The 12749-nt window shown below is 60.0% G+C and carries 7 protein-coding genes; 1 reads left to right on the forward strand and 6 read right to left on the reverse strand.

From position 1 onward, the window contains the following. Window positions 1-10 precede the first annotated feature (10 nt). From ACTQ33_RS01170 to ssnA, 3 genes are all read right to left on the reverse strand, one after another. The gene (locus tag ACTQ33_RS01170) at window positions 11-817 is read right to left on the reverse strand and encodes a hypothetical protein (RefSeq protein ID WP_441461410.1); all 807 of its coding nucleotides are present in this window, start codon (window positions 815-817) and stop codon (window positions 11-13) included. Between the two features lie 524 nt (window positions 818-1341). Then, a complete protein-coding gene (gene ygfK / locus ACTQ33_RS01175; protein ID WP_441461412.1) occupies window positions 1342-4284 on the reverse strand; it encodes a putative selenate reductase subunit YgfK in 2943 nt (980 codons plus the stop codon). 290 nt (window positions 4285-4574) lie between these two features. Then, window positions 4575-5915, reverse strand: a complete 1341-nt coding sequence (ssnA, locus tag ACTQ33_RS01180; RefSeq protein WP_441461414.1) for a putative aminohydrolase SsnA — start codon at window positions 5913-5915, stop codon at window positions 4575-4577. 491 nt (window positions 5916-6406) lie between these two features. On the opposite strand from ssnA, the gene gdhA reads away from it, so the two are divergent. After that, window positions 6407-7756 (forward strand): NADP-specific glutamate dehydrogenase, encoded by a 1350-nt coding sequence (gdhA, locus tag ACTQ33_RS01185; protein ID WP_441461416.1) that lies wholly within the window; start codon window positions 6407-6409, stop codon window positions 7754-7756. Between the two features lie 101 nt (window positions 7757-7857). On the opposite strand, the gene ACTQ33_RS01190 is transcribed toward gdhA, so the two are convergent. The 3 genes from ACTQ33_RS01190 to ptsP all read right to left on the reverse strand — a co-directional run bounded on the left by ACTQ33_RS01190 (window position 7858) and on the right by ptsP (window position 12737). Further along, window positions 7858-9849, reverse strand: a complete 1992-nt coding sequence (locus ACTQ33_RS01190; protein WP_441461418.1) for a sensor histidine kinase — start codon at window positions 9847-9849, stop codon at window positions 7858-7860. A gap of 13 nt (window positions 9850-9862) precedes the next feature. After that, the gene (locus tag ACTQ33_RS01195; protein WP_441461420.1) at window positions 9863-10558 is read right to left on the reverse strand and encodes a response regulator transcription factor; all 696 of its coding nucleotides are present in this window, start codon (window positions 10556-10558) and stop codon (window positions 9863-9865) included. Window positions 10559-11036: 478 nt separating this feature from the next. Next, entirely contained in the window at window positions 11037-12737 is a 1701-nt protein-coding gene (gene ptsP, locus ACTQ33_RS01200) for a phosphoenolpyruvate--protein phosphotransferase (protein ID WP_441461422.1), read from the reverse strand. Window positions 12738-12749: the final 12 nt, after the last annotated feature.

The following is a 12749-nucleotide window of genomic DNA, read 5'->3' on the forward strand; positions in this document are numbered from 1 at the left end:
GGGTGGTTTGTTACGGAAGCAGCCCTGCGCCCGGTCCCATGGCCATACCCGGCCCCATCTGACCAAGCAGAAGCTGTATTTCAAGGTCCACTTGCTCCCGCTGTACCTTGACCGCTTCTTTTTGCCGGAACAGTGCGGCAAACTGTGCGACAAAGTCGCTGTCACTGATTTGCTCAAGCTGATACTGGTACTCCAGACTTTCCAGCTGCCATTTGAGCTGTTGTTCCTCTCCCTGTAGCTCGAGCCGCTGCGTGTACAGTTCCTCATAGCTCAGCCCGGAGACGGTGGCCGCGTTGGTATAAAAAGCGTATTCCAACTGCGCCCGGTCCGGTTTTTCACCGATCAGTTTCAGATAGGACTCTGCCTGTTTCTTCTGCCATTCATACTGTTCTTTCAGCAGTTTCAGCTCATATTCCTGATTTTTCAGTTCCATCAGCTGGCTATAGGCTGCCGCGCCGTCGCCGTTGTAGTAATAGTAGTACGCGCCGGGTCCCTCCAGCAGCCGCAGTTGCTCACGCAGTGGGCGCGCTTGCATCTCATACAGTTTTTTGTACGCTTCGGCCTGGGCGAACTGCTCCCAGGCCTCGTCGGCGCTCATCTCCGCATAGCTGGTATCAACCGTGAAGTCCGACAGCCCCACTGCCGCAGATCCGGCTGTAACCCCTGCCGGCAGCGCGGCGGAAGCGCCCAGGGCTTTCACTGTTGTGGTTTCCGGTCCTTTTCCCGGCTTCTTCTGTCCCGGCCCCACAGCAAGCGTTGGAACGGTGAGGCTGAACACCAGAGTGGGAACGACCAGAAAACCGATCCATCTTTTCATTTTGTGATACCTCCTTCTGATAGTACGTCGATTTCCGGTGTGATTGACGGTTTTGGGAGCTATCGGCAGTTCCGTATGGAATGCGCACAAATGTAAAGAATTGCCGATGTCCTTTCTATTCAGCAGTATATCATAAACAATTCCAAAATTCCATATTTTTCTTATCAATGTGGAGGAAATTGGAAGCATTCTCCGGTGTACCCGCCCCCCGAACCACGGGGGGCAGTTGGTCCGTGTTTGCGTGGGGCAGAGATGCGGGGGAAACCGGAAAAGCCGCCGTCCACCACCCTGTAAGGGGTGGGGACGGCGGCTTTGGGGCTGACGCCCCGGAAGTTCCGCCATCTGCGGATGGCGGTTTGGGACGACAGGGGGTTCGCGCCGTGCGCGGCGCGGGTGTTTCGCCCGCTGCGGCGGGCGGGGATTTCGCCCCGTGCGCGGGGCGACCAGAGGCTCTGCCTCTGGACTCCGCGATTTTTTGAAAAAAATCGAGTAAAACTTTTATCTGGGGCGCAGTCTTTTGGTGCTTACTGGACCATATAGCCGTAATTGTTCAGGACGGTCAGAATCAGGACCTCGATGGAGGTGGGCAGGCCGTTCTTGGGATCATCCAGATCGTACTCGGCCTCGTTGCCGAACAGCCGGACCAGGACCTTCCGATTGCCCAGGTACAGGAAGCCGGAATTTTCCTTGCTCTCGGCCATACCCTCTCTGGAGCAGAACAGCGTGAACTTCTCCTTATACGGCGCGCTGCTGTAGGGGCAGAACACGGCGCAGTTGCCGCACTCGTTGCACATCTGATCGATATGCAGAATCTGATGGCTGCCGTCGGGCATGGTAATGACCACATTGGCCCGGTTGGGGCAAACATCGGCGCAGCACTCACAGACCGTATTGCAGCTGAGGCAGCGGTCACCCTCGCACTTGGCGGAATCGCACAGAATGCCCTTTTTGGCGATGGCGTCGCCCCGCTCGGCGTAGTTGGGCGCCACATATCCGCTCTTCTCACCGGTGACGGCTTCGCAGAACCGGGCGGCGTCAGCAATGCCTTCCACCACCGTGGCAGGACCCCGCAGGGTGTCGCCTGCCGTGTAGACACAGCCGTTTTCAAAGGCCGGACGGCCCCGGTCGTTGACAGCCACGCCGTTGGCGGCCAGGAACGCATCGTCCACCTTTTCACCCACGGCGGACACCACCAGATCGCAGGGGATTTCCACAAACTCGTCGGTTTCCACCGGACTGCGGCGGCCGGAGGCGTCGGGGTCGCCCAGAATCATCTTGCGGCAGCGCAGCTTGCCGTTCTCCTGGGACATGGGGGACACCAGTTCCAGGAACCGCACGCCGTCGGCCATGGCCAGCTCCAGCTCTTCGGCGTCGGCGGGCATGTATTTCCGGGTCCGGCGATAGACCAGCGTCGAGGACGCTGCACCAGCCCGGAGGGCCAGACGGGCCGCGTCCATGGCCGTATTGCCGCCGCCGATGACGGCCACATGGCCGCTGACGGTCTCCTGACCGGCCTTGATGGCCTGCATCCAGGCGATGACGGGCCGGACGTTGCCGGGGATATCCAGCTTGCCGGGCTTCCACGCGCCCACGGCCAGCAGGATGTGGGTATAGCCCTGGGCCTTCAATTCCTCCACCGTGGGAGCCGGTGCGCCCAGACGGATGTCCACGCCCAGCTTGGTCAGCATGGCGGCGTCCTTGTCCATGGCCTCGTCGGAGATGCGGAAGCCGGGGATGACGTGGCGGACGATGCCGCCCAGCTGATTCTCCCGCTCAAACAGCGTCACGGGGACGCCGGCACGGGCCAGGAAGTGGGCCGCGGCCATACCGGTGGGGCCGCCGCCGACGATGGCGGCTTTCCGGTCGGGGAACCGGACGGCAGGGGCTTGCAGCTTGGCAAATACCGCGTCGTAACCGTGCTCGGCGGCGATCAGCTTGGTACCGCGGATGTCCACCGGCAGGTCGTAGAAGTTCCGGGTACATTTGTCCATGCAGTGATGGGCGCAGATGGTGCCGGTGATAAAGGGCAGGGGGTTCTTCTCCAGAATGACTTCCAGCGCTTCCTCATAGCAGCCCAGGCGGCACAGCTCCACATATTCGGGGATGTCCTGGCCGATGGGGCAGCCGCCCTTACAGGGGGCCGTATAGCAGTTGAGCAGCGGGACTTTTTCGGCCAGTTTCCGGTTGGGCAGGGGCTTGACGGCCTTTTTGTGGTGGCGGTCCTGGCGCATATCGGCGCCCAGACGCTCCACGCCCTCGCAGTCCACGCGGGAGAAGGGCTGGTACACCATGCGCTCCAGCTTCTCACCGATCTGACGGAACCGCTGATAGCCGCCGGGCTTCAATTCGGTGGTAGCCATCGTGATGGGCCAGATGCCGCAGGCAAACAGCCGGTCGATGTTGAAGAAGTCCGCGCCGCCGGAGTAGCTCAGGCGCAGGCGGCCATCGAACTCCTTGGAAATCCGGCGAGCCATTTCGATGGTCAGGGGGAACAGGGACTTGCCGGCCATGTACATTTCTTCCGAGGGCAGCTCGTTCTGCTTCACGTCCACGGGGAAGGTGTTGGACAGCTTCAGGCCGAATTCCAGGCCCTTGGACGTGGCCAGGGCCAGCAGGCGGCGGAACATGGGGATGGCGTCGCTGTACTGGAGGTCCTCGTTGAAGTGGTGATCGTCAAAGGCGATGTAATCGAAGCCCATGCAGTCCAGGATATCCCGGGCGGATTCGTAGCCGAGGATGGTGGGGTTGCACTTGACGAAGGTGTGCAGGCCCTTTTCCGTAATCAGGTACGAGGCGATGCGTTCGATTTCGTCGGGGGGGCAGCCGTGGAGGGTGGACACAGTGACGCTGCGGGAGACCTTGGGAGAAATGGTGTCGATGAAGTCTTCCTCGTTGGGGAACATGGCCTTCAGAACGGCGATGCACTCCTGGAAGATGGGCGTCTGGGACGCGTCCATCATATTGTTGAGGTATGTGTCGATTTTCTCGCCCTGGATGCCCGCCAGATCGTAGCCCACGGACATATTGAACACAAAGCCGTCGTCGTGGCCCAGGCCGTACAGGTGGGAGATCATTTTGATGGCGCACCAGGCTTTTACATACTCGTCAAAGGCCTCGTGGACATACAGTTCCGTGGACCATTCGCAGTTGTAGCACTCGTCCTCTGCCAGAATGCAGGGCTTGTTGACGCAGGCGGCCAGGTCGGCGCCGTCCATCTGCTGGACGGTCTTCAATTCAAAGAACCGTGCGCCGCCAAAGTATCCGGCGATGATGTTCTGAGCCAGCTGGGTAGCGGGACCGGCAGCGGGGCCGAAGGGCGTTTCGATGGTCTCACCGAAGATGGGCAGCGTCTTATGACCGGCGATATAGGGACGGTGAACGCCAAACACGGAGCCATCGCGCTGGTATTCGGTGGTAATCCACTGCATCAGGCGGCGGAACGGAATGGGAGTCATCAGTTCGGACATAGGATGGTCCTCCTTATAGATAGTATAGGGTAGCGGGGATTTCGCCCCGTGCGGCTGACGGGGATTTCGCCCCGTGCGCGGGGCGACCGGGGGCGCCGCCCCCTGGACCCCTGCGATTTTTTGAAAAAAATCGAGTAAAACTTTTTAATTTTTGGGGGGTGTTATTTTAGTGGTTTGGTGCGGTAGTACGCAAGAGGTACGGCAGCGCGCTCAATCCATGCTTCGCATTGTTGCGGTGAGAGGGCCTTCGGCCCCTCAGCCCCGCCGGAAGTGCATTGTGGGGTTTACGTTTAGTAGGTGGTGTGGTTCAATTCGCCCCACAGCTTCTTGGACTCCTCCAGGATATGGGCGTTGACGGCTTCCTCGTCCACGCCGACCAGCTCCCGGTCCTTCATCAGAATCTTACCGTTACCAATGGTGGTCTGGCACTGGCGGCCCGTCATGCCGAAGATCATATGGCCGTCGATGTTATCGCCGGAGAACGGCGTGAAGGGCTTGTAGTCCATCACGATGATGTCGGCGGCTGCGCCGGGCTTCAGGACGCCCAGGGTGGTATGGAAGTACTTCTCACCGATCTTGGCGTTGTTTTCAAACAGCATTTTGGTGACCTCGCACCAGCCCACATTGGGCATACAGGCGTTATGCCGCTGGATGGTCAGCGCCACCTTGAGGGATTCCAGCATATCGTTGGTATAGGCGTCGGTACCCAGGCCCACCAGGATATTCCGGGCCATCAGCTGCAAGATGGGAGAGCAGCCCACGGCGTTGCCCATGTTGGATTCCGGGTTGTTGACGCACATGGTACCCGTCTCCTGGATGATCTCCATTTCGGCGGTATTCACATGGATACAGTGGCCCAGGATGGTCTTGGGGCCGAGGATGCCGTGGTCCTGGAGCCGCTGCACCGGACGGCGGCCATAGTTTTGCAGGCTGTCATAGACGTCGTTCATGCCCTCGGACACATGGATATGGTAGCCGGTCCGGCCATTGTTGGCCGCCACCATCCGCTCGAAGGTCTTGTCGGAAATGGTGAACAAGGCGTGGCCGCCGAACATGGCCGCCAGCATGGGGTCTTTTTCCTGCTCACACCAGGTGATGAAATCGGCGTTTTCCTGGATGGCCTGCAAGGCCTTTTCCTCGCCGTCGCGGTCGGAGACCTCATAGCACAGGCAGGAACGGATTCCAAACTCCCTGGCCGATTCCGCGATGCGCTGCAACGAGCCGGGAATCTCACAGAACGAGGCATGATGGTCAAAAATGGTGGTGACGCCCTGCTTGATGCAGTCCAGATAGAGGGCGTCGGCCGATGCCTTGGTACCGTCCAGCGTGAGATGGCGGTCGATGTTCCACCACATGCCGTCGAGTACCTCATAGAAGTTGGTGGGGTTGTACCCGTTGATGGACAGGCCCCGGGCCAACGCCGAATAGATATGGGTATGGGCGTTGATGAATGCCGGCATGATGACGCCGCCTTTGGCGTCGATGACCTCTGCCTGCGGATAGTTCTTCTGCAGGGCGGCTTCTTCGCCGACGGCCACAATGGAGGGGCCGTCAAAGACCACCGCGCCCTTTTCATAGTAGGGATGCTCCGGGTCCCGGGTGATGAGTCTGCCGTTTGTCAATAAGTACATGATGGTTCCTCCTTAATGACTGAGAACAACACGTCTCGGATAACAAAAAATGTTTCAAACCGCCTATGGTTTGAAACACTCTGCAAAAGCCGAGTGATAGTTGCAGCCCGTGCGCGCAGCACTTCGTTACAGCTACCAGTCTTAGATTGTAGCTTTATTGTACTCCCATCCTTGGGAAATTGCAATAAAAATTCTGTAAATTCTAAAAAAATTTTGCGCAACTCGTTCACCAAAACGCGATTGTCGCCGGCATATGGACAGAACTGCTCCGCAGTCCTGCTACAGTGAACAACTAACAGACTACAGTATGGAACGGACTTGCAGAGTGGAAAACACCAGAAAAAAAGCCTAAAATTTGGAGTGTTTTCTATTGTGGAACGGACCACGACCCGTTATAATAGGATCGTACAATCAAACGGCGTTCCCCCGGTTGGGGGTCCGCTGCCGAAAAAAACCTGCGGTCTGCGGTCCGCAGAGAAATGGAGTAGCCTATGTTGCAGAATGCCTATTTGAAGCGCGTCTATGAAGATACCGTCCGCTGCAACCCCGGTCAGCCGGAGTTTTTGCAGGCGGTGGGCGAGGTGTTTGAATCCCTGGAGCCCTATGTGGAAATGCATCCCGAACTGGAGACCCATGGCATCGTCGAGCGTCTGGTGGAGCCGGACCGCATGGTGACCTTCCGCGTGACCTGGGAGGACGACCAGGGCAAGGTCCATGTCAACCGCGGTTTCCGCGTTCAGTTCAACTCCGCCATCGGCCCCTATAAGGGCGGTCTGCGGTTCCATCCTTCCGTCAACGCCTCCATCATCAAATTTCTGGGCTTTGAGCAGGTGTTCAAGAACAGCCTGACTTCCCTGCCCCTGGGCGGCGGCAAGGGCGGCTCCAACTTCGACCCCAAGGGCAAGAGCGACAATGAGATCATGCGGTTCTGCCAGTCCTTTATGACGGAGCTGTACCGCCATATCGGTTCCCAGATGGACGTGCCTGCCGGTGATATCGGCGTGGGCGGCCGGGAAATCGGCTTCCTGTTCGGCCAGTACAAGCGGCTGAGAAACCAGTTCACCGCCGGCGTCCTCACCGGTAAGAGCCTGCGGTTTGGCGGCTCCCTGGCCCGGACCGAGGCCACCGGCTACGGCCTGCTGTACTTTACCCAGGAAATGCTCCGGTGTCTCAAGAACGATTCCATCGAGGGCAAAACCATTGTGGTGTCCGGTTCCGGCAACGTGGCGATTTACGCCGTGCAGAAGGCCCAGCAGCTGGGCGGCAAACCCATTGCCATGTCCGATTCCGCCGGGTACATCATCGACCGGGACGGCATCAAGCTGGACGTGGTCAAGCAGATTAAGGAAGTGGAGCGGGGCCGCATCAAGGAATACGCCCAGCGGGTTCCCGGCGCGGAGTACCATGAGGGCTGCCGCGGCATCTGGACCATTCCGTGTGATATTGCCCTGCCCTGCGCCACCCAGAACGAGCTGGACCTGGACAGCGCCAAGGCGCTGGTTGCCAACGGCGTCCAGGCCGTGGCCGAGGGCGCCAATATGCCCAGCACCACGGAAGCCATCAACTATTTCCTGGACAACAACATTCTGTTTGGTCCGGCCAAGGCGGCCAACGCCGGCGGCGTTGCCACCAGCGGTCTGGAGATGACCCAGAATTCCATGCGGACCAACTGGACCTTTGACGAGGTGGACCAGAAGCTCCAGAGTATTATGGTGAATATCTTCCATCAGGCGGAGGAGGCCGCCGCCGAGTGCAACGCCCCCGGTAATCTGGTGGTGGGCGCCAATGTGGCGGGCTTCAAGAAGGTGGCCAACGCCATGCTGCTGGAGGGCCTGTATTAAACGTTTTAAGGAACTGCGTTCCGCAAATGGATGAAACATCGGAAGGGTCCGGGGGGCTTCGCCTCCCGGACCCTTGTATTTTAAGAACGTGCGGCAAGCCGTTATTGTTTGGACAGCAGCGGAAAGGTCAGCACCACTTTAAACAAGTCGCCGTCCACCGACAGCTCCATTCTGCCGTTTTGCAGCTCCGTCAGACTCCGGGCGATGGACAATCCCAAACCGTTGCCCTCGCTATGGCGCGATTCATCGCCCCGGACAAACCGTTCCATCAGCTCTTCCGCCGTCAGATTCAGCGGCACATTGGAAATGTTTTTAAAGGCGATCTCCACTCGGCCCGCCACCGGCCGGGCCGTCACATACACCCGCGTATGGGGCTGGGCGTATTTGCAGATGTTGTTCATCAGATTGTCAAACACCCGCCACAGCCGCCGTCCATCGGCCAGAATCTCCAGATTCTTTTCAATGCCCGTCATCAGCTCCAACTGGGACGACGACAGCTTTTCCTCATACTCGGCCAGCGCCTGCCCCAGCAGGATATTCACCGTACACGGGGCCATCTGCACCTCCAGATTGCCCGTGGACGCCTTGGACGCCTCCACCAAATCCTCAATCAGCCGCTTTAACCGGTCCGACTGCCGGTGCAGCACCTCGGCGTATTCGGTGATTTTGGCGTTATCACACGGCTCTTTTTCGATCAAATCCGTATAGTTGATGATGGACGTCAGGGGCGTTTTGATGTCGTGGGACACGTTGGTAATCAGTTCTGTTTTCATCCGTTCGCTGCGCATCCGCTGTTCCACCGCCGCCGTCATGCCCTCGCCAATGGCGTTCAGGTGTTCGGCGTGGTCCTTCAATGGGCCGTACAGATGCGTCAGGCTGATCTGATGGTTCAAATCCCCTTCGGCCAACGCCTTGCCGCCGTCATACAGTCTCCGGCAGCTCAGGGTCAGCAGCACCACCACCGCCAGGAAGATCACAGAACGGAAGAACCACCAACCAGCCTCGCCGCCCCAGGCGGTGGCGGCGGTGAAAAACCCGTCCACCAGCACCACACCCACCGCGATTGCCACGGTCTTTTTCATGGTGGGGGTGCCGCGCAGAATCAGGGAACCGCCGTGGAGCAGTTTCCGCAGCAGACGATAACCCAGCCGCAGCACCCGGTAAATGATCGTATTGGCCCACAGGGTGTGCAGTTTCAGCCGCAGCGTGATGCTCATAAGCCAGCCCAGAGAAATCACTTCCAGGAAGAGGAAGCCCAGCGTAAACAGGAACATCATCGGCACGTTCCAGAAGCCATACGTGGCTTCCACCATGATTTGCGCGCCCAGGAATCCGGCGAAGAGCGTGGCAGCCGTCAGCACATCGGCGGGGACAAAGGTACCCCAACCGGGCTGAATCTCCGCCACTCCCCTGCGCTTGCCTGTGGCGCACAGCAGAAAGACCAGGGACGCAATGGACAGCATCAGGGACACGGCAGCCAGGGGATAGGCCCAGACCCGGAGGGTATACAGGACCCGGACCACCCGCGACACCAGGTAAAATTCATCGCCAAACGTAAACGTATTGGGCAGAGTGATCGTCACAGAAAGATGGGACACTTTGATGGAATCGGACGCGTATCCCTGGTCGGTCAGAGCATCCGCATCGGTGATAAATTTTTCGCCGGTGTCGTCGTCTTCCACATAGATCCATTCATAGGAATAGGTGTGGTCGGACGGGGCGCCGCCGTTGACGATACCGAAATTTCCGGTCCGTTCGCCGGTCATGTTGGCTTCCAGGCTGGCAATATTGCCGTTGATCCAGCGGTTTTGAAAGTGATCGGTTGTTTCGTAAACCAGAGCGTTGGCGGCGTCATAGGCAACGCCGGACGCCACATTTTCCAGCATGGTGTCCAGCATGGCCGATTCCGTCATGGTATAGACGCCCGTTGTCCACATGGCAAAAATGCCCAGACAGGTGCCCAAAAACGTGGGAATCATCAGAATCACCAGCAAAAATGATACGACTTTCGCCCACAGCCGATGGGTCAGGGGGATTTTTGTATGGGCGGCGGCTGCTTCCGCCGCCGGTTCCGATTTGGAAAACCAGTTCATGATGGATGCCTCCTCATTCCATTTTGTAGCCCCGGCCCCATACCACTTTCAGATGGCGCGGCTCCGACGGGGTGATCTCCACTTTCTCGCGGAGGTGGCGGATATGGACCGCCACGGTGTTATCGATGTCGAAGGGTTCCTTTTTCCACACCTGCCGGTAGATGTCGTCGGGGGCGTAGACCCGGCCGGGATTGGAGATCAACAGCTTTAAAATCTCAAATTCCGTCGGTGTCAGCGACACCGGTTCCCCGTCCAGCGTCACCGCCTTGGCCCGGTCGTCCAGGCAGACGCCGCCCAGTTGAAAGACATCCGGTTCCGGCGCGGCCGGTTCCGTCCGGCCCCCCAGCTGGGTGTACCGGCGCAGCTGGGACCGGACCCGCGCCAACACCTCCACCGGATTGAACGGCTTGGTGATGTAATCGTCGGCGCCGGTGTTCAGACCCAGGATTTTGTCCGTGTCCTCGCTTTTGGCCGTCAGCAGAATGATGGGGACATTGCTGTGCTGGCGGATGCGCACCATGGCCGAAATCCCGTCCAGCACCGGCATCATAATGTCCAGCAGCACCAGCTGAATATCGTTTTTTTCCAGTACCTCCAGCGCCTGCTGGCCGTTGTTGGCCTCGTGCAACACCAGATCGGGACTGGACAGGTAGATTTTCAAGGCGTTGACGATGTCCTGCTCGTCATCGCAGATCAGAATGTGATGCATTGGGGAACCCCTCCTTACGGGTATAGTATAAAAAATTTCCGATGAACAAACCAGTATCGAAATGATGAAGAATTTATGAAGTCGAGGGAAACCGTGGGATTGCGCGGGGCATCGGGACCGCCGCCCACAGGAAAAGGCCGCCGTCCACCACCCGCTGAGGGGTGGGGACGGCGGCCTTCGGCATACGCCGGGAGATTGCGCCATCTGCGGATGGCGCTTTGGGACACTGGGGGATTTCGCCCCGTGCGCGGGGCGGGCGTTTCGCGCCGTGCGCAGCGCGGGGATTTCGCCCGCTGCGGCGGGCGGCGTTCGCCCCGTGCGCGGTGCGGGGATTTCGCCCGCTGCGGCGGGCGGCGTTCGCCCCGTGCGCGGTGCGGGGATTTCGCCCGCTGCGGCGGGCGACCGGGGCTTTGCCCCTGGACCCCAGAATTTTTTCGAGAAAAAATTCAGTAAAAGCTTTTTAATCTGGGTGCGGTGGTTACTGGGAGAGACGCTCCGCGACGGCGGCAGCCGTGGCGCAGTCCATGGCGTGCTCCGTCACCATCTCCGCATCCTCCCGATGCCAACGATGGATTTGGGCGCGAGTGGACAGAACGGACGACGTGCTGACGGAAAATTCGTCCAGACCCCAGCGCAGCAGCAGCGGCGTCAGCCGCGGATCGGCAGCCGCCTCGCCGCACATACCCACGGGGATGTGCGCGGCCTTGGCGGCGGCAATGACGCTGCGAATGGACCGCAGCACCGCCGGATGCAGCGTATCGTACAGCCCCGCCACCTTGGCGTTGCCCCGATCCACCGCCATGGTGTACTGGGTCAGGTCGTTGGTGCCGATGGAGAAGAAGTCGCATTCCAGCGCCAGCAAATCGGCAATCCACGCCGCCGCCGGGGTCTCGATCATAATACCCACGGCAATGTCACCGTCAAAGTCCTTGCCCTCGGCCTTCAGCTCCGCCTTGCATTCCTCCAGCAGCGCCTTGGCCTTGCGGATTTCCTCCACAGAGGTCACCAGGGGCAGCATGATTTTAATGTTCTTGCCCACAGCGCCGGCCCGCAGCAGCGCCCGCAGCTGGACCCGGAACAGGTCCGGCCGGTCCAGACAATAGCGGATGGCCCGGTGGCCCAGGAAGGGGTTTTCTTCCGGCTCCATCTGGAGATAGTCCACGGCCTTGTCGCCGCCCACGTCCAGGGTCCGGATGATGACCTCCTTCCCTGCCATGATCTTCGCCACGGCGGCGTAGGCCTCGTATTGTTCCTCTTCCGTAGGGGCGGCGGTGCGGTCCATGAACAGGAACTCGGTCCGGAACAGACCGATGCCCTCCGCGCCTGCGTCGGCGGCGGCCTGGGCCTCGGCGGCGGAGCCGATGTTGGCGTACAGGCCGTAGTGGTTGCCGTCGGCGTCCACAGTGGGCCGGTCACGGTAGACGTTCAGCAGCTCCCGCTGGTGCAGATACTCGGCCCGCTTGGCCTCATACTGCTGCCGGGTGGTCTCGTCGAATGCGGTGAGCACCACACCGGCGGCGCCGTCCACAATGATGTCCTGGCCCTCGGCCAGGGTGTCCACCACATTGGCGACGCTCAGGACGGCGGGAACCTCCATGGCACGGGCCAGAATGGCCGGATGGCTGGTGCGGCCGCCCACCTCCGTGACGATGGCCGCCACGTGCTTGCGGTCCATACCAACGGTCATGGAAGGCGTCAGATCGTGGACCACCAGCACCGTATTCTCCGGCAGGCGGCTCAGATCGGTGGCCTCCCGGCCCAGGAGGATGGACAGCATCCGGCTGCGGATGTCGCCGATGTCGGTGGCCCGCTGCCGCATCATCTCATCGTCCACCCCGGCGAACATGGCCATAAAGGACGAGCAGACCTGATCCACAGCGGCTTCGGCACATTGGCCGCCGTCGATGCAGTCGGTCATCTGGGACTGCATAAAGGGGTCGCTGAGCATGACCACCTGGCCCGTGAGGATTTCCGATTCCTTTTCGCCCACGTCGGCGCGGAGGGATTCGGCCATGGCCGTGGTGGTCTCGGTAAACCGGGCGATGGCCGCCGTCAGGCGGCCCCGCTCGATCTCCGGTCCGCCGCTGACGACGGCGGAATAGTCCAGGGAAGCCGGACGGACCGGCAGGACTTTACCCAGTCCGATGCCGTCCGACGCCCCGATGCCCTGCAAGGTCATAGGGTGTTCCTC

The sequence above is a fragment of the Candidatus Avoscillospira sp. LCP25S3_F1 genome (assembly GCF_052117125.1).
Classification (GTDB): domain Bacteria; phylum Bacillota; class Clostridia; order Oscillospirales; family Oscillospiraceae; genus Avoscillospira_A.

Excerpts from the sequence above, each read along its gene's own strand:
- ACTQ33_RS01195 (WP_441461420.1), bottom strand. The coding sequence starts at position 10,558 with ATGCATCACATTCTGATCTGCGATGACGAGCAGGACATCGTCAACGCC.
- ACTQ33_RS01190 (WP_441461418.1), bottom strand. The coding sequence starts at position 9,849 with ATGAACTGGTTTTCCAAATCGGAACCGGCGGCGGAAGCAGCCGCCGCC.
- ssnA (WP_441461414.1), bottom strand. The coding sequence starts at position 5,915 with ATGTACTTATTGACAAACGGCAGACTCATCACCCGGGACCCGGAGCAT.
- ygfK (WP_441461412.1), bottom strand. The coding sequence starts at position 4,284 with ATGTCCGAACTGATGACTCCCATTCCGTTCCGCCGCCTGATGCAGTGG.
- gdhA (WP_441461416.1), top strand. The coding sequence starts at position 6,407 with ATGTTGCAGAATGCCTATTTGAAGCGCGTCTATGAAGATACCGTCCGC.
- ACTQ33_RS01170 (WP_441461410.1), bottom strand. The coding sequence starts at position 817 with ATGAAAAGATGGATCGGTTTTCTGGTCGTTCCCACTCTGGTGTTCAGC.
- ptsP (WP_441461422.1), bottom strand. The coding sequence starts at position 12,737 with ATGACCTTGCAGGGCATCGGGGCGTCGGACGGCATCGGACTGGGTAAA.